The sequence below is a fragment of the Amycolatopsis sp. AA4 genome, assembly GCF_002796545.1.
Classification (GTDB): Bacteria; Actinomycetota; Actinomycetes; order Mycobacteriales; family Pseudonocardiaceae; genus Amycolatopsis.
Map to the genome: position 1 here is coordinate 3,158,604 of NZ_CP024894.1, position 23,022 is coordinate 3,181,625.

The window sequence follows — 23,022 nt, forward strand, 5'->3', positions numbered from 1 at the left end:
GAGCTTCGCCGCTCATGCGCCCGGCCGGGGAAAGGCTCGGGTCGCGAGCACCGCGCAGGCCGCCGCCAGCGGCAGTTCGGCGAGGACCGCCATCAGGACCGCCATCGTGAAGTCCGCGCCCGGGGCGGCTGTCATGGTGTCGAACCACGCGTCGACCACCAGCAGGGCCGCGGTCGCGGCGGAGGTCAGGCAGGCCCGGCGGTCGCCGCGTTTGAGGAGCAGTCCGGTGGAGAGCAGACCGAGCGCCTCGAGGCTGTCCAGGCCGGTCCAGGTCCAGGCCCAATGCGCGGCCTGGGCGGTGGCGGGCAGTTCGGTGTGCAGGAAGACCAGCCAGGGAACCATCGCCAGCCCGAGCACGGTCAGTACCGTGGCCGTCCGGCGCAGCAGCAGCGGTAACGGCGAAGCGGTTGCCTCCGGAAGGATCCGCGGGACAGCGCTCGCCATGACACCCGACTCCCTCCGGTGCCCGCCTCTCGGGCACGGCATCAGCATGTCTTTCGCGGGGTGCCCGGGGCAGTAGCGCTCCTATCCGACTTGACGGTGAAGGTGGGTACACCCTTCGCAGCCGCCCGAAAACTGCGCCGGAGGATTACGCTGGCCGCATGTGCGCGACCGGGCCGGAAATCCGCGGGACACGGGTGGAACTGCTGACCGCGCCGGACTGCCCGAACGCCGAGGCGGCCCGGTCGCTCGTCGCCGATTGCCTGGCCGAGAGCGGCCTCGACGCGGCGGTCGTCGAACGCATCGGCCGCTACCGCTCGCCGACGATCCTGGTCGACGGGACCGACGTGATGGGCACGGCCGAATCGGTCGCGGGGGAGGCCTGCCGGCTCGATGTGCCGACCCGGGAGCGCGTGCTCGCCGCGTTGGCGGCCGTGAAAGCCTGACCGGAATCCGTTGCAGTGCGCGAGTTCTCTTCGGGATACTCGCCGCTCTGGTCTGCATTACAAATGTAATGTAGCGTGAACGCCACCCCAGCCGAGGAGGTGCGGATGAGCGCGGACGACCCGACCGGGACGAAGCTCGCCCTGCGCCGGGCGGCGGTCGGCGTGGTCGCCTCCGAAGGGTTGCGTGGCCTCACCTACCGGGCGGTCGCGCGGGCGGCGGGCTGCACCACCGGCGCGGTCCAGCACCATTTCTCCTCGATCGACGACCTCCTCCAGTCCTCTTTGGACCTGGTGCTGGAGGAAAGCGCGGAGAACGGCCTGATCGGCGCCCGCACCGGCGTCTGCGCGGACGGTCCCGAGGTGCGCCGGCGGTTCCGGGACAGCGCGGACCTGCAAGTGTTCCAGTACCAGCTGGTCGTGGAAGCGGCGCGGCGGCCCGAACTGCGGCCGGTCGTGCGGCGGCTCTACGACGGCTATCTCGCCGCGGTCGGCAAGGAACTGTCGGCGGACGGCGGGCTGGCCCAGCTCGTCTTCTACGCCCTCGACGGAATGTTCCTGCACCAGGCGGCGGATCCGGACGTCGATCCGGGCCCGGCGCTCGAAGCCCTGCGCGGCCTGCTCGCGGCCGCGCGGTAACGCGAATCCGAAACCCGCCCCGGCCGCGCACGACGCGGCCGGGGTCGAGGTGTTGCCGAATACCGTTGTGCCGCAAGATCTTCCCACTGTCCTTTTCGGAATTTCCCGCCCGCCCCGGGTGTTGACTTAATCAACACCCGGGGGCACACTCGGCGCATCCCGAAACCCGCCGACCCGAAAGGCGCACCGATGCCCGACACCGCCGCCGCGACGTTGCTGATCGACGGCCGCTGGCGTTCCGCCCCGGCGACGTTCGACGTCGTCGACCCCGCGAGCCTCGCCGTACTCGGCCAGGCCGCCGACGCGGGGCCCGAACAGGCGCGGGAGGCACTGGCCGCGGCCGCGCGCGCTGCCCGCGGCTGGGCGGGCACCGACCCGGAGACCCGCAGCGGCCACCTGCGCGCCGCGGCCGCGGGAATCCGTGCCCGGCAAGGAGAACTGGCCGCGTTGCTGAGCCGCGAGAACGGGAAACCGCTCGCCGAGGCGAACGGCGAACTGGCCGGAGCCGCCCGGATGCTGGAGTGGGCCGCCGAGGAGGGCCGCCGCGCGTACGGACGGGTCACCCCGGCGAACGCGGCCGGCCCGGGGCTCGTGCTGCGCGCGCCGGTCGGCCCGGTGCTCGCGATCACGCCGTGGAACTTCCCGGCCAGCATGCTGATCCGCAAGGTCGGGCTCGCGCTCGCGGCGGGCTGCCCGGTGCTCGCGAAGCCGGCCGAGCAGACCCCGCTGATCGCCACCGCGCTGCTGGAAATCGTGCAGGGCGCCGGATTGCCGGACGGGGTGCTGCAGTCGCTGACCACCGCCCGGCCCGCCGAACTCGTCGGCGCGCTGCTGGCCGACCGGCGGCTGCGCAAGGTCAGTTTCACCGGCTCCACCGAGGTCGGACTGGGCCTGCTGCGCCGGACCGGCGACGTTCTCCGCCGCACGTCGCTCGAAATGGGCGGGCATTCCCCGGCGATCGTGTTCGAGGACGCCGATCTCGAAGCGGCCGCGGCGGGTGTCGTCGCCGGGAAGTTCTTCAACGCCGGGCAGAGCTGCACGGCAGTGAACCGGCTGTACGTCCACGAAAGCGTCCGAGACGACCTGCTTTCGTTGATCGAGAAGAAAACCGCCGCGCTGAAGGTCGGCCGGGGCGACGCCGAGGGCACCGACGTCGGGCCGCTGATCGACGAAGCCGGGCTCGCGAAGGTGGAGAACCAGGTCGCGGACGCGGTCGGCAAGGGTGCGCGCGTGCTCGTCGGCGGCAACCGGTGGACGGATTCCGCGCTGCCGGGCCATTTCTTCGAGCCCACCGTGCTGGTCGACGTCACCCCGGACATGCTCATCAGCCACCAGGAAACGTTCGGCCCGGTGCTGGCGGTGTCGCCCTTCCGCACCGACGACGAAGCGATCGAACTGGCCAACTCCACCGATTACGGCCTCGCCGCGTACGTGTTCGGCACCGATCTGCGCCGTATCTGGCGCACGCTCGACCGGCTCGATTTCGGCGTGCTCGGCGTCAACGACCCGGCGCCGGTGCGTCCGGAACTTCCGTTCGGCGGCCAGAAAAACTCCGGCCAGGAACGCGAAGGCGGGGCCGAAGGCATCGAGGCCTACACCGAGACCAAAGCCGTCGCTCTGCGGTTCTGAACCGCGTCCGGAAAGGAATCCGCATTGACCACCGCTGAACTCGCCGCCGCCGACCAGCGCAGCCTCGTCCATCCGCACACCGTCATCGGCGATCCGGCCGCACCGCTCGTCCTCGACCGCGGCGAAGGCGCGCTGCTGTGGGACACCGACGGCAACCAGTACCTCGACGGCACCTGCGGCCTCTGGCAGTGCCCGGTCGGCCACGGCCGCGCCGAACTCGCCGACGTCGCCGCCGAGCAGATCCGCAAGCTGGAGTTCTACTCGTCGTTCGGCGACTACTCCAACGCCCCGTCGATCCGGCTCGCCGAACGCCTGCTGTCGCTCGCCCCGGCCGGGCTGGAACGGGTTTTCCTCACCAACGGAGGGTCGGAAGGCAACGAAACCGCGATCAAACTCGCCCGGCTCGCGTTCCATCACGCGGGCCAGCCGGATCGCACGGTGGTGCTGGCGCGGCACGGCGGCTACCACGGCATGGGCGGCGCGTCGCTGGCCGCGACCGGGATCGAGGGCTTGCGCGCCGGATACGGCCCGCTGCTGCCGGACGTCGAATGGCTCGGCAAACCGCACGGCCTCGAACACGGTCCACATGCGACAGACCTTCTGGTGGAAGAGCTGGAGAAGCGCATCGAGGAAATCGGTCCGCAGCGGATCGCCGCGTTCATCGGAGAGCCGGTGCTCGGCGTCGGCGGGATGGTGCCGCCGCCGGAGGGCTACTGGCCGCGCGTCCAGGAAGTGCTGCGCCGACACGGGATTCTGCTCATCATGGACGAGATCGTGACCGCGTTCGGCCGCACCGGGCACTGGTTCGGCAGCGAGCATTTCGGCGTCGAACCGGACATGATCGTCACCGCGAAGGGGCTCACCAGCGGGTACATCCCGATGGGCGCGGTCCTGATCGGACGGAGGGTGCTCGAACTCGCCGACGGGGCGACGTTCCTGCACGGCTTCACCTACAACGGCCACCCGGTCGGCGCGGCGGTCGCGCTGGCGAACCTCGACCTCATCGAAAAGGAGAACCTGCTCGAACGCGCCACCGTCCTCGGCGCCCGGCTGCGCGCGCGGCTCGACCCGCTCGCCGAGCTGCCGCACGTGCGCGAGGTCCGCGGCGTCGGCCTGATGCTCGGCATCGAGTTCGCCGACCGGCCCACCGCCCCGGTGCAGGCGGGCTGCCGCGCGGACGGGGTGGTGGTCCGCGCGTCCGGGACCAGCATCGTGCTGTCGCCGCCGCTGGTGATCACCGAGGACCAGATCGACACGCTGGCGGACGTGCTGGGCAAGCACGTCGCGGCCGCGGCGAGCTGACGGAGGAGCCATGAGACGCCGGATGCCGACGCTGTTGTCCGCCGCGCTTCTGCTCGCCACCGCCGGCTGCGCGATTTCCGAGGGCGGCCCGAACTCGCTCGTGTTCGTTTCCTACGGCCAGGGCGCGTACCAGGCGGGCCAGCGCGCCGCGTGGCTCGACCCGTACGAGAAGCAGACCGGGACCACGGTCACCCTCGACGGCCCGTCGAACAACGCCAAGCTCAAGGCGATGGTCGAGGCCGGGAAGGTGACGTGGGACGTCGTCGACACCGACGCGTCCGCTGCCGCCGCGGTGTGCGGCAGCCTGCTCGAACCCGTCGACATGGGTGCGCAGGCCGCCGGGTTCCCGGAGGGCTCGCTCACCGATTGCGGGGTGCCGGACGCGTTCTTCGGCATGATGCTGATGTACGACTCGAAGGTCTACGGCCAGCATCCGCCGACGAAACTCGCGGATTTCTTCGATCCCAAGCAGTTCCCGGGCCGCCGCATCATCTACGGCGGCGACCCGAGCGTCGGCACGATCGAGGCGGCGCTGCTGGCCGACGGCGTGCCGCGAGACCGGCTGTACCCGCTCGACATGCGCCGCGCGCTGCGGATGTACGACCGGATCCGGCCGCAACTGGCGATCAGCAGCACGTACGGCGACCAGCAGCAGCGCATGGCCGGCGGGCAGGCGGATCTGGCGCTGATCGTCAGCGCGCGGGCGTTCTCGCTGCTCAAGGCGGGGGCGACGAACTGGAAAGTGGTGCCTGGCATCCCAGTGCCGGTGACCTGGGATGTCTTGGTGGTGCCGAAGGGGACGGCACGCGCCGAGGAGGCGAAGAAGCTCATCCGCTTCGCCTCGCAACCGGCGCAGGCGGCGGACTTCGCCGCGCGGGCGGGCGTGGGACCGGCCAACACGGCCGCCCCCGCCGCCCGCTCGGAGATCGCCCGCCAGCTCGACATCTGGGGCGAGGGCAAGGAGGACTTGCGAGTGCTCAGCAACGTGCGTTATTGGGCGGCGAACCGGCCCGCGCTGGTGAAGGCGTGGTCGGATTGGACGACCGGATGACCGCCGCGGCCACCCGCGCCCCGGCCGTGCCGCGGGCCGGGCGCGAAAAACGGCGGACTTCGTGGCTGCTGCTCCCCGCCGCGGCGGTGGTGCTGGTGTTCTTCTTCTACCCGCTCGCGGTGATCCTCTGGCGGAGCTTCGCCGAACCGTCGTTCGGGATCGGCAACTACCTGGCGGTGCTCGGCGACGAGGTGCAGCTTCGCGTGCTGCTGCGGACTTTGCGGACCGCGCTGATCATCACCGCGGCCACGCTCGTCATCGGTTATCCGTACGCGTACGCGATGACGCTCGTCGGCCGTCGCGCCCGGTCTCTCCTGACGCTGCTGGTGCTGATGCCGTTCTGGACCAGCCTGATGGCGCGCAACTTCGCCTGGTACGTGCTCGAACAGCGCGGCGGCGTCCTCGACAAGGCGCTGTCGGCGATCGGCTTCGACGGCGTCGTGCTCCTGGGTTCGGTGGCCGGCGTGACGGTCGCGATGGTGCAGGTGATGCTGCCGTTCATGGTGCTGCCGCTGCAAAGCTCGATGCTCGGCATCGACCGCACCCTGCTGCACGCGGCGAGCAGCCTCGGCGCGCGGCGTCCGATCGCGTTCCTGCGGGTCTACCTGCCGCTGTCGATGCCGGGCGTGCTGGCCGGCGTGTCGGTGGTGTTCATCATGTCGCTGGGCTTCTACATCACCCCGGCGCTGCTCGGCACGCCGCAGCAGGCGCTGGTCGCGCAGGTGATCGGGACCCAGGTCAACGACCTGCTGGACTTCGCGGGCGCCGGTGCGCTCGGGACGATCCTGCTGGTCGTCACTCTCGTGGTGCTCGCCGTGCTCGGCCGCGTGGCCGCGCCGCTGGGCACGAGTGCGGCGGGAGGTGCCGGCCGTGGCTGACAATCCGTCGATCAGCAGGGCCGCCGCGGTGCGGCAGCGGAGCCTCGGCTGGGGCCTGCGCGCATGGGTCGTCCTCGTCGCGTTCGTGCTCGTCGCCCCGACGCTCGTGGTGATCCCGATGAGCTTCGGCGCGGGCTCGACGTTCGAGTTCCCGCCGAAGGACTGGTCGTGGCACTGGTACGCGGAGTTCTTCACCAGCAAGCAATGGCTGGCCGCGCTGGCGAATTCGGTCCAGGTCGGCCTGCTCGCGGCGGCGCTGGCGACCGTGCTCGGCGTGGCGGCCGCTTTCGCGCTCGACCGGATGCGCGGCCGCGGCCGGGGCGTCGTCCGGCAGCTGCTGATGGCTCCGATGATCCTGCCCGGCATCGTGGTGGCGGTCGCGATCTACGGCGTTTTCCTGCGCTGGCAGCTGAACGGCACGATGCTCGGTTTCGTGCTGGCGCACGCGGTGCTGGGGCTGCCGTTCGTGCTCACGTCCGTTCGGACGAGCCTGGCCGGGTACGACCCGATCATGGAGAAGGCCGCGGCCAGCCTCGGCGCGCCCCGGTTCACGACCATGCGGAAGGTCGTGCTCCCGATCATCGCGCCCGGCGTGCTCTCCGGATTCGTGTTCGCCTTCGCCACGTCGTTCGACGAGGTCGTGGTCGCGTTGTTCCTGCAGACGCCCGCGATCAAAACGCTTCCGGTGAAAATGTACGAATCGATCGTGCTGGAAATCGACCCGACGATCGCCGCCGCGTCGAGCCTGATCGTCGTGTTCACCACCGTTCTGCTGTTCGTCCCCGCCGTTCTGCGCCGAAAAGAGCAATCATGACTGACGGAATCGCGACCGCACACGTGACGAAGGCCTACCCCGGCGTCGACCGGCCCGCCGTGGACGACGTTTCGCTGCACATCGCCGACGGCGAGTTCATGACCTTCCTCGGCCCTTCCGGTTCGGGCAAGACGACCATGCTGTCGATGATCGCCGGGTTCACCCCGCTTACGTCCGGATCGATCACTGTGGACGGTCAGGAGATCTCGCGGCTCAAACCGCACCGGCGGAACCTCGGCGTGGTTTTCCAGCAGTACGCGCTGTTTCCGCATCTGTCGGTGGCGCGCAACGTCGCGTTTGGACTGACCCAGCGCAAGGTGCCGAAGGCGGAGGTCGCGCGGCGGGTGGACGAGGTGCTGGAGCTGGTCGGGCTGTCGGCGGTGCGGGACCGGTTGCCGCGCCAGCTTTCCGGCGGTCAGCAGCAGCGCGTCGCACTCGCGCGGGCGGTCGTGTACGAACCGCGTGCGCTCCTGATGGACGAGCCGCTCGGCGCGTTGGACAAGAAACTGCGGGACCAATTGCAGCGCGAGATCGCGCGGATGCACCGGGAACTGGGCATGACGTTCCTTTTCGTGACGCACGACCAGCAGGAGGCGCTGACGTTGTCGGACCGGATCGCGGTGTTCAACGACGGCCGGATCGAACAGATCGGCACGCCGGAGGAATTGTACGAGCGGCCGGAAACGTTGTTCGTCGCGCAGTTCGTCGGCGAGTCCAATGCGTTGTCGCTGACGCCGGGGGAGGTGACGATCGTGCGGCCGGAGCGGTTGACCTTGCACGCCCCCGCGGCGCCAGTCCCGAGCGGACACCAGAGGGCGAGCGCGCGGGTGACCGACATCGTGTACGTCGGCGATCACACGCGGATCTGGTTGCGGTATTCCGACGGGGCGCGCGGGTGCGCGGTGCTGGCGGCCGGGGTCGCGCACGACCATCGGCCGGGGGACGAGGTGGTCGTGGCCTGGCATCCGGAGCATCAGGCCGTGGTGCCGAGCGGCGACGTCCCGGAATTGGCGGCGGTATGACCGAGCAGGTACTGCTGCGCGGCGGAGTGGTCCGGACCTTCGACCCGGAGGTCGGGACCGCTTCCGCGGTGCTGGTTTCGGACGGCCGGATCGCCGCGGTCGGCGACGACAAGACGGTGTCCGCCGCGGCCGCACCGGACGCGCGGGTCATCGAACTGGCGGGCCGGACTGTCCTTCCTGGACTGAACGACGCGCATCTGCACCTGGCCTTCCACGCGGCCGCCGGTCCGGAGTTCGCCGTGGACCTTTCCGCTGCCTCTTCGTTGGCTTCGGTGGCTCGCGCGTTGGCCGACGCGCCGCCGGGGGAGTGGCTCGTCGGCCGCGGCTGGCGGGAAACGACGATCGCCGAGTTCGCCGACGGACGAGCGGCGCCGACGCGCGCCTGGCTCGACGAGGTGACCGGCGGGCGGCCGGCGGTGCTGCATCACGCGTCGTCCCACGAGGTGTGGGCGAACAGCGCGGCGCTCGAGCGGGCCGGGATCACCGCGGCGACACCGGATCCGGAAGCCGGGGAGATCGTGCGGGACGCCGCGGGCGAGCCGACCGGGGTGCTCGTGGAGAGTGCGCAGGAACTGGTCGCTTCGCTGGTGCCGAAGCCGAGCCGGTCCGTCCGGCTGGATTCGATCGTGCGCACCATGGAACGGCTGAACGCGCTCGGGATGACGAGCGTGACCGACCCGATCGTCCCGCCGGACCTGTGGCAGGACTACCGGGACCTGCACGCCGCCGGCCGCCTGCGGATGCGGATCACCGCGCTGCTGCACTGGAACTGGCCGTCGCCGGCGACGTCCGCCGCCTCGCTCGCGCGCCTGCTGGACGAGACGGATTTCTCGGTCGGCGACGACCTGCTGCGGATCGGCGGGATCAAACTGTTCGCCGACGGGGTGCCGACGCACTGCACCGCGTGGATGCACTCGCCGTACCCGTCCGGCGGGCACGGCAGCCTGGTGACCTTCGGCCCCGACGACGACGCGCGGGTCCGTGAGCTGCACGCACTGGTCCTGGCCGCCCACGTCCGGCGGGTCCGGGTGCAGGTCCACGTGACCGGAGACCGGGCCGCGGACGCGGTGGTCGACGCCATCGAGGCGGCCCAGGCGGCCGACCCGTGGCCAGACGCCCGGCACGCGTTGATCCACGGCACCTTCTTGTCCGCCGCGGTGCTCTCCCGGCTGGCGCGGTCCGGCATCGGGGTCATCACCAGCTCGCTGATGCGCACCTACAGCGGCCCGTCGATGGTCCGCGTGCTGGGCGAGGCGCGGTGGGCTGACGCGTTCCCCGCGCGGGCGCTGCTGGACCACGGCGTGGCGGTCGCCGACAGCTCGGACGCCCCGGTGACCGTGCCGGACTGGCGCCGCGGCGTCGCGACCTTCACCGGCTCGCCCGGCCCGAACGCCTACTCCGCCGTCGCCAGCCCGCTGACCAGGGAAGAAGCGCTGCGGCTGTGGACCATCGGCCCGGCGTGGCTGGAACACGCGGAGTCGGTCAAGGGCACACTGAGTGTCGGTTCCCTCGCCGATCTGGCGGTCTTCGCCCACGATCCGGTCACCGCTGCGGCGGCCGAGTTACTGAGCGTACGGTCGGAATTGACCATGCTCGGGGGACGGACAGTGACAGAGTGAGGTTCCGTGTACAGCAGCAACACCGACGCCGATCGCGGTGCTTTCGTGTGGATGGTGAAGAACGCCGTCGTCCCGCGCCCGATCGCGTGGGTGAGCACGGTGGACGGCGCGGGCGTGCGGAACCTCGCGCCGTTCAGCTACTTCGCGCCGCTGACGATGGACCCGCCGACGGTGGTCTTCTCGATTTCCGAAGCGCCGAAGGACACACTGACCAATATCTCGGCTCAGGGAGAGTTCGCGATCACGATAGCGCTGAGCGGGCAAGAGGAACTGGTCGCGCGCACTGCGTCCACTGTGGACTCTTCGGTGGACGAGGCGGAGCACGTGGGGCTGTCGTGGGAATCCGGGGTGAGGATCGCCGCACCCCATCCCGCCGGGACGGGGCCGAGCCTGGAATGCACGCTGGTGAAAATCGAGGAGTTCCGGGGCGCGCACCTGGTGTTCGGCGAGGTCGTCGGGGTAGCGGTGGACGACCGCCTGCTGCGCCCGGACGGCAGGCTGGACCAGGACGCGTACCAGCCGGTGGGCCGCATGGGCGGCGCGACGTTCACCCGGGTGAACAACTGGGTGCGGGTGCCGATTCCTGCTCCGGAGGAGTTTCTGGCCGGGAGTCAGCACTCCGACTTGGGCAGCTGACCCTGCTGGCAGAGGTAATCGTGCTGGATTTCACCGGAGGTCTTCGGACGGCCGGGCCCGCCGGGGTCGAGGTAGCCCTGGTATTCCTTGCAGCGAGGGTTGAACTTGCCCGCGGTGACCGCCCGCTGGCCGCAACCGGGGCCGGTCGAGAGGTCGCGCTGGTTGGCTTTCGGCGTGCTGGTCTTGGGTGCGCTGGTCGCCTTGGCCGAGGTTGAGGCAGCCGGCGGTGCCGTAGTCGGGGCCGTGGTCTGGGCGGGTTCCGGGCTGAGCTGGCTCGTCGGCGGCGCTGCCGCGACAGCATGCTGGGCGGGCGGGTTCTCGGTGCACGCGGCCAGCGTCAAGGTCACTGCGATGGCGGCGACGGCGAAGCGGACCCGGGTCATGTCAGAGAGACGTCCCTGAGTCCGTCCGCGTTACCGCGCCCTTTCGCGTAACCTCGGCGCTGTCCGCACCTGAGCAGGGAGGTTCTCGTGGCCGACGCAACCCTCGACGGGGTCCTCGACCGGCTCGCGGAGATGGACGATCCCAGGATCCGGGCCGTCAACGAGAACCACGGTGACGACCACAGCGTCAACCTCGGCAAGCTTCGCGCCCTCGCCAAAGAACTCAAAGCCCAGCCCGATCTCGCCCGCGAACTTTGGCAGACCGGGGACACCAATGCCCGCCTGCTCGCGATCCTCGTTGCCAGGCCGAAGCAGTTCGAGCGCGACGACCTCGACCGGATGCTGCGCGAGGCGGGCAAGCCCAAAGTCCACGACTGGCTCCTCGCGAACATCGTCAAGAAGAGCCGCCACGCCGAGGATCTTCGCGTCGTCTGGCTCGAGGACCCCGACCCGGTGGTCGCGAGCGCGGGATGGGCGCTGACCGCGGACCGCGTCGCGAAGAAGCCCGCGGGGCTCGACCTTTCCGGGTTGCTCGACGTCATCGAAGCCGAGATGAAGGACGCCCCGGAGAGGTTGCAGTGGGCGATGAACCAGTGTCTCGCCCAGATCGGCATCGAAAACCCCGGCCTGTGCGCCCGCGCGATCGGCATCGGCGAGCGGCTCGGCGTGCTCAAGGACTATCCGACGCCGCCGAACTGCACGTCGCCGTACGCGCCGGTGTGGATCTCGGAGATGGTCAAGCGGAAGGCTTGACGAAGACCCCGATGAAAACCATGCTCGCCGCCAAAAACGGGCCTGCGGCCAGTGCCGCCAGCCATTCGTCGGCGGCAGTCCGGTCCAGTTGGCCCGCGCGCACCGCGCGTTCGGTGTTGCGGCTCAGCCCGAGAATCTTGTCCGCCGTCCCGAAATCGCGGAACACTGGCGTGGCAACGGAAACGTCGCGCACCTCCAGTCCGGCAGCCAACGCCAGCCTCGCCAGGGAACGGCCGACGGTCGCGTTCCGCACCATCGTCGAGCACACGAACCGGTTGAACGCACGGTTCGTCGAGCGCTCTCCGGGGTCGACCACCAGGCTGTCCCAATCCGGTTCGGCGATCGCCGCCAGCCCGTCCGGCCGCAGGACGCGGTGCAGTTCAGCGAAAACCGCGGCGGGGTCGGCGACGTGCTGGACCATCCGGTCCGCCCGTACCCGGTCGACGCTCGCGTCGGCCAGCGGCAGCGCTTGCGCGTCGCCCAGCCGGACCGACACCTGCGGCAGGGACGAGACCCGCTGTTCCGCTTCCGCGACCATCGCCGGTTCCGTGTCCACTCCGAGGACCGAACCCGTGGCGCCCACCGCGTCGGCCATGGCGGGCAGGTCGGTGCCGGGACCGCAGCCGACGTCCAGCACGGTCAGGCCGGGGCGCAGGTCGAGCGCGGCCACTACCTGCCGTTTGTAGTCGCGTCCGGCTTCGGCGACCTGGGCGTAGTAGTCGATTTTGTCCGGACGGGGAACCCCGAAAGTCTCGGCCATGGCTTCGAGTCAACCAAAAAGTTCCGTCTTCGCCGAGGGTCGAGGGGCGGAATCAGCGACGGTGGCGCGCTCGCCGGGAAATCGGCTGCGATTCCGCCGGTCCGGCGGGCGACGCGGGAGAGCCGGGCTGGCGGAACAGGCCGCCGTAGCGGTCCTCCTGCGGCCGGACGAGCGCGCCGGGGCGCGGGCTTTCGGCGACGGGATGGCTGAAGAGCGGCGAACTGACTGCGGCAGTGATGAGTTTTCCTTTCGGCAAAGCCAGAACCGCGACGGAACAAGACGAACCGGGCGGCTGGTCCACGTCGCACCGCCGTCGTCCCGGGAGGGCGCCACTGGCTGATGCCGCGCGGGGCGGCCGAAGCGAGGGCAGCTCGGCGGCTGACAGGCCGCGAGGGAGTGACGGCGGTGTGCCGTGGGCCCGACGACATGGCGTGCGTGCGCCCTGACCGGATCAGCCGGGACTGCCGGCGCACGAGATGTTCTCGGACACCACTGACGGTACACCCTCGGCCGCACCCGGCGCGCCGCCGCGTCCCGGACACCCGGCGGGAGGACTGGCGAGAAGTCCAAGGATCCCGTGGTCGCAAGGGAATTCCGGAGCGAGGCGCGGCACCGGCGGGAACACTCGAATGGACCTGGCCGGGCGCGGCGGAAAAGTTCCCCCGGCCGGGCCGGATTCCCCTTCGCCAACGGTCCGGGGTGTAGGCTCGGCGGCGAGACCTCAGTCGTGCGAGTGCGCCGTCCGGCCGCCGCGACCGAGGGGCGCGGGACCTTCCCGCGAGTACCGGCGCCGGGAGCGCGCCGGGCCTTCATCCTTGTCGAACCACCGCGGTTGTCCGGCACACCATCCGATGCGGAGCGGGAAATGGACAGACCGGCAGAGGGCACCGGGCACGGGAGCGAGTTCGCCGAGCTTTCGGCTCTGGTGAAAGACGCGGGGCTGTTCCGCCGCCGTCCGGTGCACTACCTCGTGCGCGGCGCGGCGGCGTTGCTCGCGTTCGGCGGGGCGTGGGTGCTGCTCGCGCTCGGCGCCGCCAGCTGGTGGCAGCTCGGCACCGCGGCGCTGCTGGCCGTCGGCTACACCCAGCTTTCCTTCCTCGGCCACGACGCCGGCCACAAGCAGATCTTCCGCGGCCGCCGCGCGAACGACGCGACGGGCACGGCGCTGGCCGCGCTGGTCGGGCTGAGCTACGGCTGGTGGGTCGGCAAGCACACGCGCCACCACGCGAACCCGAACCTCGAAGAATCCGACCCGGACATCGACATTCCCGCGCTGGCGTTCAGCGCCCGGCAAAGCCGCGCGAAGGCGGGTTTCCTGCGCTGGATGGCGAAATACCAGGCGTTCCTGTTCTTCCCGTTGCTGTTGCTGGAAGGCGTCGACCTGCACTGGTCGGGGATCAAAGCGGTGCGGCACGGCGGAACCAAGTCCCCCCAGGCTCGACGCGATCCTGCTGGCCGTCCACGTCGCCGCCTATCTCACGGCCGTGTTTCTCTTGCTGCCGCCGGGAATCGCCGCGGTGTTCATCGTGGTCCACCACGCCGCCTGGGGTGTCTACATGGGATGCTCGTTCGCGCCCAACCACAAGGCGATGCCGCACCTGGAACCCGGGCACCGCCTGGACTTCCTCCGCCGCCAAGTGCTGACGTCGCACAACGTCCGCGGCGGCCGCTGGATGACGTACGCGCTGGGCGGGCTGAACTACCAAATCGAGCACCACCTTTTCCCGAGCATCCCGATGGCGACCCTGCACCGGGCACAGCCGCTGGTGCGGGACTTCTGCCTGGCCCGCGGGATCAGCTACAGCCAGGGCGGACTGCTGCGCACCTACGCGGACGTCCTGCGGCATCTGCACCAGGTCGGAACTCCGCTCCGGACGGCGTCGCGGGCCGGGAGCGGCGTCCGGTGAAGGCGGACTGACCTAGGCCGATCGGCCCGGACCTCTGCCCGGCCGGGTGGCTCGGACCTGCCGCACGGCGTCCGCCGCTCTCGACCACGAGTCGGCGGGCAAGGGCGCCGGAGCCGCACCGGCGACCCCGGCACCCCACGCCGTCAGCCCTTCACCAACCCCTGCATCTCGGCGATCTCCGCCTGCTGCGCGTCGATGATCCGCTGCGCCAGCGCCTTGGCCCCGGCATCCGCGCCCTGGGCCAGTTCCGTCTTCGCCATCTCCACCGCGCCCTGGTGATGCTTGATCATCATCTCCAGCCACGACCGGTCGAAGGCCGGGCCCTTGGCCGCGTCCAGGCTTTTCATGTCGGCGTCCGACATCATCCCGGTCATCGCGTGGCCGCCGGACATTTCGTGGCCGCCCGGCATGGAGTGGCTGGTTGCCGGGACGCCCCAGGTCGCCAGCCAGCCTTGCATCTGCCGGATTTCCGGGTCCTGCGCCCGGTCGATCCGGCCGGCCAGGTCGACCACCTTCGGGTCGTTGCTGCGCGACGGCACCATTTTCGCCATCTCCAGCGCCTGCTGGTGGTGCGGGATCATCTGCTGGGCGAACGCGACGTCCGCGGCGTTGTGCCCCGCCTGCGCACTGGGCGCGGGCGCGGAGGTTTCCGCGTTGCCGCACGCGCCGAGCAGGAGCGACGCGGCCAGCACGGCGCCGCTGAAAAAGATTTTGCGCACGAAAAAACCTTCTCTCAAAAGGAAAATTGCGAGGAAAGACCGGAAAGCGCAATGCCGATCAGGTTCGCAACACGCAGAGAGAAGCCAGGACGACGCGGCCCCGTCTGTCGGGAGGGCGGTCGGCGGCGGGGGAGCCGCGCGTGCCGTCGAACACCGCCTTCGCGGCGGGGCGGCGGCGGAAGGCCAGCAGGCCGAGCACGAGCGCGCCGGCCGCGTACAGGACGGCCAGGCAGAGGTGCAGCATCGAATGCTCGCCGGCGGGCATGCCGGAGTCGGCGGCCGGGGCGGACGAGTGCGTCTCGACCGACACCTGGCTCGTCATGGCGTGCCCGGTGCCGGGGGAGGGCACGTGGTGCATCACCGCGATGCCCAGCGCCAGCGCGAACAGCAGCAGCACCCGCTGCACGCTGCCGAGCCGGGACGTCGCCATGGGACTCACCGTACCGGGTGCCGGGGGACCGGCGCGGGCCGGACAAACCGGTCACGCTGAGTGGTCGGCGAAGCCGTTCAGTACTGGAAGTTGAACATTCACTCAACCAGGTTCCAGCCTGTGGCGCCGAGGCCGCCCCCGCTCGCCCGGGGCGGGGGTGTGCTACTAGGTTCGAGGGGGCAAGACTTGATGTCGAAGAAAGAAGGAGGGCCCCATGGCCCGGTACGAGCTGCCCGAACTCGACTACGACTACGGCGCCCTCGCGCCGCACATCTCCGGCGAGATCAACGAGCTGCACCACAGCAAGCACCACGCGACCTATGTCAAGGGCGCGAACGACACGCTGGACAAGCTCGCCGCCGCGCGCGAGGCGGGCGACTTCGGCTCGATCGTCGGCCTGGAGACCACGCTGGCGTTCAACCTGGCCGGGCACGCCAACCACGTCGTGTGGTGGAAGATCCTCTCCCCCGAGGGTGGGGACAAGCCGACCGGCGAGCTGGCCGCGGCGATCGACGAGGCGTTCGGCTCGTTCGACAAGTTCAAGGCCCAGTTCACCGCCGTGTCCACCACCATCCAGGGCAACGGCTGGGGCGCACTGTCCTGGGACCCGATCGGCAAGACCCTGATCACCCAGCAGCTGCGCGACCACCACAACAACCTGATCCTGCCGACCGTGCCGATCCTGCTGGTCGACGTCTGGGAGCACGCGTTCTACCTCGACTACAAGAACGTGAAGCCGGACTACGTCAACGCCCTGTGGAACATCTTCAACTGGGCCGAGATCAGCAAGCGCTTCGACAACGCCGTCGCCGGCGGCAACGGCCTCCTGCTCGGCTGAGTCCGACGCACTGAAGGCACCGGAAACGGGGTCCGGCCCACGCGGCCGGGCCCCGTTTCGCTATTGCGGCGCGGCTTTTGTCGCCCGGGTGGGGGAAATCGCTGCGGCAAATGTCGGGAACTGCTGGTCTGTCGGCACTCGCCGCGCCGCCCGGAAGCCGCTCGCACCGGCGGGATCGGAGTGCATCCGGGCGTGCCCGCGGCACGTTCGCCGAATGCGGACTCCGATCCAACGACCCGATTTGCCTCGCCTCCCCGGCACAAGGACCACCTGATTCAGCGAGATTCGCTGGCATTCGGTGGGTTCTTTCCCCGAACGGAAAAAGCGCCTGGACAGAGCCGGACCGGCGCGGCACCCTGGAAGAGCAACCATGTCGGGGGGCAGGGGGAGCCACATGGCGTTGCGCATTCATTTCACCGACGACGATTTCGGCCGGGCGAGGGGGCGCACCGGCCCCGATCCGCTGTGGGAACTGGTGCTGAGCCTCACCGCGCTGCAGAGCCGCCGCCCGGCGGCCGGGCCGCGGGTCTGGTCCGCGCGCGTCCGCAAGCAGCTTCGCCGGGAGGGGCTGCTGCCGCATCCGCGTCCGGCGCCCGCACTGGAGTTGTCCGCCCGGGCCGCGAAGGCGCTGCCGTCCGGCCGCGGCACGGGGATAGGGAGACCGGCCGAGCGGCGGCAGCTCGGCCCGGTCGCGGGAGACGGCGTCGTGCGCGTGGAGAAAACGAGGCTGCGCGCCGACCTGCAGACGTTTTTCGTGCACGGAGTCGCGCCGTCGTGGGTCGGCGAGGTGGCCGACGGGGCCCGCGCGCTGCTCGGATCGGCGCTCACGTCGTACGGCGCGGCGCGCGAGACTCCGGTGCGGCCGTCCGCCGGGAACAGACAGGTCGCGCCGATTCGCTGGGAGAGCCCGGAGTTCTCCGGAGGGCCTTCCGCGGACCGCAGTGTCTACTTCGGAGGCTTGCTCGTGATCCCGGCGTATTTCCGGGTCGTGGAACCGGATCCGGCGACCGGACCGGAGCAGCCGGTGGTACTGGCCCGGGCCGAGGAGCGTGCGCTCGAGGCCGCCCCGGACCCGCTGCCGGACCTGCTCGGCGAGATCCGGGCCCGGGCCCTGCACGCGCTGGCGGTCCCGCGGTCCACCGCCGAACTGGCCGGGGAGATCGGCGTGACCCCGGTCGCGGCGAGCAAACACACGAGTGTCCTGCGCCGCGCGGGGCTAGTCGAAAGCCAGCGGGACGGGAATACCGTCCGGCACGCGGTGACGGCCACCGGGCTGGCGTTGCTGAGCGCGTCCGGCGCTTAAGGGCGCGGTTCGGAAGAATCCCACGTACTGGCGGACGACGGCGGCAATAAACGACGCGGCTAAACGGGGCGACCAGGGTCGTCCGAGGTTGCCTCTGTGTGGCGTTACGCACGAATGAGTGAAAAGAACGGGTGAAATCGGGTGTTGGCGCGGTGCCGATTGCCCGCCGCGGACGCTTTTTCCCGCGACTTGGGCACATTTGTTCGCAAACCCTCCCGGGTTCCCGGTTTTCCCGGCATTCTCGGAGCATGGCTTCTGGTGGTTTCCGCGGGTCCGCGGTGCGCGGGCGCGTGTTCCTCCTCCCGGTCCTGGCCGCGGCGGTCGCGGTCTCGGCGCTGGCCGGGGTCGCGCTGGGGCTGTGGATCCACCGGCAGGGCTCGGCGGCGATCGACCGCGCGCCCGGCCGGTCCGTAGTTGCCGCCGTCCAGCCCGGATCCGGTGCCCTGCGCGGGACCGAGGGCGCCGCGGTGCCCGACACCCGGCGCGTCCGGTGGACCGCCCCGGACGGCGGCGCCGAGGAAGCGACCATCCCGCTGCGCTCCGACCCGGCGGCCCGCGGCCTGACCCGCGTCCGCGTCGACGCGCGGGGCCAGCTCCGGTCCTCGTCGCCGGACCGGCTCGACGTGCTGTCGGTGTCGCTGATCACGACGATCGCCTGGGAACTGGTCACCGCCATCGCGGGATTCGCGCTGTACCGCCGTTTCTCGCGGGGGCGCGTCGCCGCGTGAGGGGATGGCGGCAGAACCGGGGGATCGCTGCGGTACTGCGCTCGGCGCGGTGAAGCTTCTGCCGGACTCGGCTGTGCGCGTGGTCAAGCCGGTGGTGACTGCCGGAGGGCGCGGATCTTCCCGGCGAGGCGGCACCAGGCCTGGATGATCGCGAGGGGTTCGTTGCGGTGAAGCCCACGTCGAGCCTGACTGCCAGCGTGGCCAAGCCAGTCGAGGCGGGGGGTGGCTGCCGAACTCGGGAGGAACTTGTCGAGCCAGCGGGCAAAGGCGCGGATCTTCCCGGCGAACCAGCGCCCGATCCAGGCACGGGCGCGAGTCAGCGCCAATGACAGCGGTAGAACCAGACGAGCGCGAGCGGGATCGCCGTCGTCAGCACGGCGCCCACGATGATCGGCGGGGCGGAGCCCATCCCGAAGCCGACCACCAGGGTCACCAGGCCGGTCAGGAACACGCTGAGCACCCCGAGCGCGGCCGCGGCGAAGGTGACGACCGGCATCGGGCGGAACTTCTCGAAGCGGCGGGCAAGGCGCGGATTTTCCTGGGCGAGGCGGCGTTCGATCTCGTCCAGCTGCTGTTGTTCGTGGTCGCGCAGCGCCATCGTCCGCTCCGCCCGTCGACCTGGCCGGGACTTCTCCGCTGATTCTGCCACGAAACGCGGCCGGAATCCGGGGTCGAGTTCGATTCGAAGCTCCGTGCGGGCGAGGGCGCGGAATGCGGCCGGTGCGCCGCGAAAGCGAAGGGGCGGCCCGCCGGATGCGGCCGGCCGCCCGCACGGGTCAGTCGCGGCGGCGGCCGCCCACGATGAGCCGGTAGCCGGTCAGGATGACCAGCGCGCCGAGCACCGCGAGACCCCACGTGCGCAGGTCGAAGAACGTCCCGAGCTGGGTGTGGAACAGCGTTTTGCCGATCCAGCCGCCCACGAACGCGCCTCCGATCCCGAGCAGGATGGTGATGATGCAGCCGCCCGGGTCCTTGCCCGGCATGAGGGCCTTCGCGATCAATCCGGCGATCAGGCCCAGCACGATCCAGCTGACAACGCCCACGTCGGTCCTCTCCTCGGTACGGCGGCGGCCCGGCGGGCCGCCTCTGGTCGGACCAGGATGGCATGGTCCGACCGGGTGGCGCGCGCCAGCTTCGGGGCCGCTTTCCGCGGCCCCGGCCGGATTCAGCGGCGCAGGGAGGTTTCCGTGTCCATATGCGACAGTTTGGCCGGATTCCGCACCGCGTACAGGCCGGTGATCTTGCCCTCGTCGATGCGGAGCGTGAGCACCGTGTCGACCTCGCCGTCGAGCTTCAGCACCAGCGCCGGGTGCCCGTTGACCTGCATCGGGCGCAGCGGTGCGGGGATCTGGGCGCTCCCGGCGGCCAGCAGGCGCGCGACCTTGTCCGCGCCGACGATCGGCCTCAGCACCGCCTGTTTCACGCCGCCGCCGTCGCCGAGGAAGACGACGTCCGGGGCGAGCAGATCGAGCAGTCCCTGCAGGTCGCCGGTCTCGACGGCCCGATGGAACGCTTCGAGCGCACCCCTGGTTTCGGCGGGCGTGACGTCGCCGCGCGGACGGCGGGCGGACACGTGCGACCGCGCCCGGTGCCCGATCTGCCGCACCGCGGCCGGGGTTTTGCCGACCGCCTCGGCGATTTCGTCGTACGGCAGGTCGAAGACCTCGCGCAGCACGAACACCGCGCGCTCGGTCGGCCGCAGCGTTTCGAGCACCAGCAGCATCGCCATCGACACGTGGTCGGCGAGTTCGACGTCCTCGGCCACGTCCGGCGCGGTGAGCAGCGGCTCGGGCAGCCAGGTGCCGACGTAGGACTCCTTGCGCCTGCCGAGCGTGCGCAGCCGGGTCAGCGCCTGGCGCGTGGTGATCCGGACCAGGTAGGCGCGGTGCTCGCGGATCTCGTCGAGGTTGACGCCCGCCCACTTCAGCCAGGTCTCCTGCAGCACGTCCTCGGCGTCGGCGGCCGAGCCGAGCATCTCGTACGCGACGGTGAACAGGAGGTTCCGGTGGGCGAGGAAGGTCTCGGTGGCGAGGTCCGGGCTCGCTTCGCCGGGCGCTGTCATGGGTGGCTCCTTCGTGCTCCGGGGTCGATCGCCCACAGGACGCCGGCCGCCGGGAGTTTGTGACATCAGGTCCGGTCGGCGTCGTGGCCGAAGTCCCCCGCGGGATGCGAGGGTAGCCGGAGAAGACCTCGGCGGAGAGGAGTTCGCGACGATGGCGGAGCGGGGACCGGACTGGCTGCGGCGGACGTGGGACAAGGCCGCGCCGCGCTACGACCGCGACATCGCGTGGCTCGAGCGGGCGCTGCTCGCCGACGGCCGCGAATGGGTGTGCGGGCAGGCTTCGGGGGAAGTGCTGGAGGTCGCGGTCGGGACCGGCCGGAACCTGCCCTGGTATCCGCCGGACGTGCGCTTGACCGGAATCGACCTCAGCCCGTCGATGCTGGACCTGGCCCGCGGCCGGGCCGCCGAGACCGGGCGGGAGGTGACCCTGACCGAGGCCGACGCGCAGTCGCTTCCGTTCCCGGACGGCACGTTCGACACGGTCGTCTGCACGCTGGGCCTGTGCGGCGTGCCGGACGAACGCGGCGCGCTCGCGGAGATGCACCGGGTGCTGCGGCCGGGCGGGCAGTTGCTGCTGCTGGACCACGTCGGCAGCCACCGCCGGTTCGTTCTCGCTGCTCAGCGGCTGCTGGAGAAGCTCACCGTTTGGCAGCTGGGGGATTACCTGACCCGGCGGCCGCTGCCGTTGCTCGCCGCGGCCGGGTTCGAGGTGGAGCGGGCGGAGCGGAGCAAGGCCGGGATCGTGGAACGGGTGGCCGCGCGGAAGGCCGCTTAGTCCTGCGCGGTGGATCCGGTGCGGCAGAAGGAAAGCGCGAACCTCGATCGCGAGCTGCACCAGTGCGCTACCTGGACGCATGTAACACGTGCTACATTCACCGCTGTGGCAGGGGACAGATGGCTGGTGCTGGTAGTGCGGGTGCCGTCCGCGCCGTCGCGGCACCGGGTCGCCGTGTGGCGGGAGCTGCGGCGGGCAGGCGCGTTGTCGATCGGGCAGGGCGCCTGGGCGGTGCCGGACGTGCCCGGGTTCGCCGGAGGCGTCGCGCGGGTCGTCGAGCTGGCCGAACGCGGCGAGGGCGAGGTGATCACGCTCGACGCCGCCGAACGCGACGGCTCGCGGCTGGCGGAGCTGTTCACTGCCGAGCGGGAAGAGGAGTGGGCGGAGTTCCTGGCCGACTGCGGGAAGTTCGACGCGGAGATCGCCAAGGAAATCCGGATCGGCAAGTTCACGATGGCCGAGCTGGAGGAGGAAGAGCAGAGCCTCGAGCGGTTGCGGCGCTGGCATCGGGACTTGAAGGCTCGCGACGTGTTCGGCGCGCCCTCGGCGGCGGAGGCCGAGCAGCGGCTGAAGCAGTGCGCGGAGCGGCTCGCCGACTACACCGAGCAGGTTTTCCAAGCCCTGCACCAGATGTGAAGGGCCGCCCGCGGCGGCGAGGGGCCGACGTGCGTTCCCGGGTTGAGCGGCTCCCTTCGCAGGCGACACCAAAGCGGGTCTTCCGGCCCGGACCGGAGGTGAGGATTTCCGATGCGTTCTGCTGAGCTGCGTCCGCTGTACGCCGCCGGGTTCGTCACGGCGTTCGGTGCGCACAGCATCGCCGCCAGCCTCGGCGCGTACACGCACGGCGATTCCTTGCTGACCCTGGGATTGCTGCTCGCGGTCTACGACGGGGCCGAGGTCGTGCTCAAGCCGGTGTTCGGTTCGCTGGCCGACCGGATCGGGCCGCGGCCGGTGCTGCTCGGCGGGCTGCTGGCGTTCGCGCTCGCGTCGGCGGCCTTCGTCGTCGCGGGAAATCCGGCGGCGGTCGGGCTCGCGCGATTCGGTCAGGGCGCGGCCGCGGCGGCCTTCTCGCCCGCGGCCGGAGCGCTGGTCGCGCGGCTGTCGCCGACGAAACGGCAGGGGCGCGCGTTCGGCGGTTACGGCGCGTGGAAGAGCGTCGGGTACACGCTGGGCCCGTTGCTCGGCGGCGTGCTGATCACGGTAGGCGGATTTTCCTTGCTGTTCGGCACTCTTGCGGTGCTGGCCTTCGTGGTCGCCGGATGGGCCGCGCTGGCGGTGCCCGCGCCGGAGCCGTTGCCTCGGCAGCGGCAGACCGTGCTCGACCTTGCCCGCCGGCTGGCTGAGCCCGGGTTCCTCCGGCCGACCGCGGTGCTGGCCGGGACGACCGGAGCGCTCGCGGTCGGCATCGGATTCCTGCCGGTGACCGGGGCGGCGAGCGGGCTCGGCACGGTCGCGACCGGCGCGGTGGTGTCGGTGCTGGCGTTGTGCTCCGCGCTGGTGCAGCCGTGGGCCGGTCGGCTGCGGGACGCCGGACGGATCCCCGACGGATGGGGGATGGCCGGCGGGCTGCTGCTGACCGCGGCCGGGTTGGCTTTGGGCGCGCTCGTGCCGGGCGTCGTGGGGGTGGTGGTCGCGGCGGTGGCGATCGGCGCCGGGGTCGGGGTGGCGACGCCGATCGGGTTCGCGCACCTCGCTGGTTCCGCACCGAAGGAACGGCTCGGGCAGACGATGGGGGCGGCCGAGGTCGGTCGTGAACTGGGGGATGCCGGTGGTCCGCTGTTGGTCGGCGCGCTCGCGTCGGCGGCCACGCTGGGGGCGGGATTCGGCGGGCTGGCGGTAGTGCTGGCCGTGCTGGGCTTGGTGGTGGCTGGCTTCCGAAGGCGGTGATCG

26 protein-coding genes and 1 pseudogene are annotated in these 23,022 nt (G+C 70.9%); 19 read left to right on the top strand and 8 right to left on the bottom strand.

The window, feature by feature from the left end; all coding sequences use genetic code 11:
- Positions 1-12: 12 nt before the first annotated feature.
- On the bottom strand, positions 13-444 hold the full coding sequence (locus CU254_RS14940) for a hypothetical protein (protein ID WP_037713699.1): 432 nt from the start codon (positions 442-444) through the stop codon (positions 13-15).
- 158 nt (positions 445-602) lie between these two features.
- Here CU254_RS14940 and CU254_RS14945 point away from each other — a divergent pair, with 158 nt between their 5' ends.
- The 10 genes from CU254_RS14945 to CU254_RS14990 all read left to right on the top strand — a co-directional run bounded on the left by CU254_RS14945 (position 603) and on the right by CU254_RS14990 (position 10,474).
- Positions 603-887 (top strand): hypothetical protein, encoded by a 285-nt coding sequence (locus CU254_RS14945; protein WP_009077033.1) that lies wholly within the window; start codon positions 603-605, stop codon positions 885-887.
- Positions 888-992: 105 nt separating this feature from the next.
- A complete protein-coding gene (locus tag CU254_RS14950) occupies positions 993-1,523 on the top strand; it encodes a TetR/AcrR family transcriptional regulator (protein ID WP_050788189.1) in 531 nt (176 codons plus the stop codon).
- Positions 1,524-1,712: 189 nt separating this feature from the next.
- Positions 1,713-3,152 carry an aldehyde dehydrogenase family protein gene (locus CU254_RS14955; protein WP_009077036.1) on the top strand — a complete coding sequence of 480 codons (1,440 nt, stop codon included), beginning with the start codon at positions 1,713-1,715 and terminating at the stop codon, positions 3,150-3,152.
- Between the two features lie 24 nt (positions 3,153-3,176).
- A complete protein-coding gene (locus CU254_RS14960; RefSeq protein WP_009077039.1) occupies positions 3,177-4,454 on the top strand; it encodes an aspartate aminotransferase family protein in 1,278 nt (425 codons plus the stop codon).
- A gap of 10 nt (positions 4,455-4,464) precedes the next feature.
- Positions 4,465-5,505, top strand: coding sequence for an extracellular solute-binding protein (locus tag CU254_RS14965; RefSeq protein WP_009077041.1), 1,041 nt, complete (start codon positions 4,465-4,467; stop codon positions 5,503-5,505).
- Entirely contained in the window at positions 5,502-6,383 is an 882-nt protein-coding gene (locus CU254_RS14970) for an ABC transporter permease (RefSeq protein WP_009077043.1), read from the top strand. The genes CU254_RS14965 and CU254_RS14970 overlap by 4 nt, the downstream gene beginning before the upstream one ends.
- On the top strand, positions 6,376-7,197 hold the full coding sequence (locus tag CU254_RS14975; RefSeq protein ID WP_009077045.1) for an ABC transporter permease: 822 nt from the start codon (positions 6,376-6,378) through the stop codon (positions 7,195-7,197). The genes CU254_RS14970 and CU254_RS14975 overlap by 8 nt, the downstream gene beginning before the upstream one ends.
- Positions 7,194-8,219, top strand: coding sequence for an ABC transporter ATP-binding protein (locus CU254_RS14980; protein ID WP_100266790.1), 1,026 nt, complete (start codon positions 7,194-7,196; stop codon positions 8,217-8,219). Before CU254_RS14975 ends, CU254_RS14980 begins: the two co-directional genes overlap by 4 nt.
- Entirely contained in the window at positions 8,216-9,838 is a 1,623-nt protein-coding gene (locus CU254_RS14985; protein WP_009077050.1) for an amidohydrolase, read from the top strand. The genes CU254_RS14980 and CU254_RS14985 overlap by 4 nt, the downstream gene beginning before the upstream one ends.
- Positions 9,839-9,844: 6 nt before the next feature.
- Positions 9,845-10,474, top strand: a complete 630-nt coding sequence (locus tag CU254_RS14990; protein ID WP_009077052.1) for a flavin reductase family protein — start codon at positions 9,845-9,847, stop codon at positions 10,472-10,474.
- Here CU254_RS14990 and CU254_RS14995 read toward each other — a convergent pair.
- Entirely contained in the window at positions 10,450-10,857 is a 408-nt protein-coding gene (locus CU254_RS14995) for a hypothetical protein (protein ID WP_009077054.1), read from the bottom strand. The genes CU254_RS14990 and CU254_RS14995 overlap by 25 nt on opposite strands.
- An 87-nt stretch (positions 10,858-10,944) precedes the next feature.
- Between CU254_RS14995 and CU254_RS15000 the strand changes: the two genes are divergently transcribed.
- Positions 10,945-11,610, top strand: coding sequence for a DNA alkylation repair protein (locus CU254_RS15000; protein ID WP_037713705.1), 666 nt, complete (start codon positions 10,945-10,947; stop codon positions 11,608-11,610).
- Here the strand turns inward: CU254_RS15000 and CU254_RS15005 are convergent.
- The gene (locus tag CU254_RS15005; protein ID WP_009077057.1) at positions 11,594-12,370 is read right to left on the bottom strand and encodes a methyltransferase domain-containing protein; all 777 of its coding nucleotides are present in this window, start codon (positions 12,368-12,370) and stop codon (positions 11,594-11,596) included. The genes CU254_RS15000 and CU254_RS15005 overlap by 17 nt on opposite strands.
- 865 nt (positions 12,371-13,235) lie before the next feature.
- Here CU254_RS15005 and CU254_RS44930 point away from each other — a divergent pair.
- Positions 13,236-13,700 (top strand): annotated as a pseudogene (locus tag CU254_RS44930) (fatty acid desaturase); the annotation flags it as partial.
- Between the two features lie 154 nt (positions 13,701-13,854).
- A complete protein-coding gene (locus CU254_RS44935; protein ID WP_353611755.1) occupies positions 13,855-14,277 on the top strand; it encodes a fatty acid desaturase in 423 nt (140 codons plus the stop codon).
- 143 nt (positions 14,278-14,420) lie between these two features.
- Here CU254_RS44935 and CU254_RS15020 read toward each other — a convergent pair whose 3' ends face one another.
- Together CU254_RS15020 and CU254_RS15025 are read right to left on the bottom strand one after the other, a co-directional pair.
- The gene (locus tag CU254_RS15020; RefSeq protein WP_037713707.1) at positions 14,421-14,996 is read right to left on the bottom strand and encodes a DUF305 domain-containing protein; all 576 of its coding nucleotides are present in this window, start codon (positions 14,994-14,996) and stop codon (positions 14,421-14,423) included.
- A 58-nt stretch (positions 14,997-15,054) separates the two neighbouring features.
- The gene (locus tag CU254_RS15025) at positions 15,055-15,426 is read right to left on the bottom strand and encodes a hypothetical protein (protein ID WP_037713710.1); all 372 of its coding nucleotides are present in this window, start codon (positions 15,424-15,426) and stop codon (positions 15,055-15,057) included.
- Between the two features lie 214 nt (positions 15,427-15,640).
- Between CU254_RS15025 and CU254_RS15030 the strand changes: the two genes are divergently transcribed.
- The 3 genes from CU254_RS15030 to CU254_RS15040 all read left to right on the top strand — a co-directional run bounded on the left by CU254_RS15030 (position 15,641) and on the right by CU254_RS15040 (position 18,295).
- A complete protein-coding gene (locus tag CU254_RS15030) occupies positions 15,641-16,264 on the top strand; it encodes a superoxide dismutase (RefSeq protein ID WP_009077066.1) in 624 nt (207 codons plus the stop codon).
- Between the two features lie 394 nt (positions 16,265-16,658).
- Positions 16,659-17,567 carry a helix-turn-helix transcriptional regulator gene (locus CU254_RS15035; RefSeq protein WP_037713712.1) on the top strand — a complete coding sequence of 303 codons (909 nt, stop codon included), beginning with the start codon at positions 16,659-16,661 and terminating at the stop codon, positions 17,565-17,567.
- 248 nt (positions 17,568-17,815) lie between these two features.
- Positions 17,816-18,295: a hypothetical protein gene (locus CU254_RS15040; protein WP_100266791.1), complete on the top strand. Its 480-nt coding sequence runs from the start codon at positions 17,816-17,818 to the stop codon at positions 18,293-18,295.
- Positions 18,296-18,611: 316 nt separating this feature from the next.
- Here CU254_RS15040 and CU254_RS15045 read toward each other — a convergent pair whose 3' ends face one another.
- From CU254_RS15045 to CU254_RS15055, 3 genes are all read right to left on the bottom strand, one after another.
- A complete protein-coding gene (locus CU254_RS15045) occupies positions 18,612-18,893 on the bottom strand; it encodes a DUF3040 domain-containing protein (RefSeq protein WP_037713714.1) in 282 nt (93 codons plus the stop codon).
- A gap of 178 nt (positions 18,894-19,071) precedes the next feature.
- Complete coding sequence (locus CU254_RS15050; protein ID WP_009077073.1) at positions 19,072-19,338, bottom strand: GlsB/YeaQ/YmgE family stress response membrane protein; 267 nt, start codon at positions 19,336-19,338, stop codon at positions 19,072-19,074.
- A 122-nt stretch (positions 19,339-19,460) separates the two neighbouring features.
- Positions 19,461-20,357, bottom strand: coding sequence for an RNA polymerase sigma-70 factor (locus CU254_RS15055; protein WP_037713717.1), 897 nt, complete (start codon positions 20,355-20,357; stop codon positions 19,461-19,463).
- Positions 20,358-20,508: 151 nt separating this feature from the next.
- On the opposite strand from CU254_RS15055, the gene CU254_RS15060 reads away from it, so the two are divergent.
- From CU254_RS15060 to CU254_RS15070, 3 genes are all read left to right on the top strand, one after another.
- Positions 20,509-21,132, top strand: a complete 624-nt coding sequence (locus CU254_RS15060; RefSeq protein ID WP_009077075.1) for a class I SAM-dependent methyltransferase — start codon at positions 20,509-20,511, stop codon at positions 21,130-21,132.
- A gap of 105 nt (positions 21,133-21,237) precedes the next feature.
- Positions 21,238-21,768: a Chromate resistance protein ChrB gene (locus tag CU254_RS15065; protein ID WP_037717196.1), complete on the top strand. Its 531-nt coding sequence runs from the start codon at positions 21,238-21,240 to the stop codon at positions 21,766-21,768.
- Positions 21,769-21,879: 111 nt separating this feature from the next.
- Positions 21,880-23,019, top strand: a complete 1,140-nt coding sequence (locus CU254_RS15070) for an MFS transporter (RefSeq protein WP_009077077.1) — start codon at positions 21,880-21,882, stop codon at positions 23,017-23,019.
- The last annotated feature ends 3 nt before the right edge of the window (positions 23,020-23,022 follow it).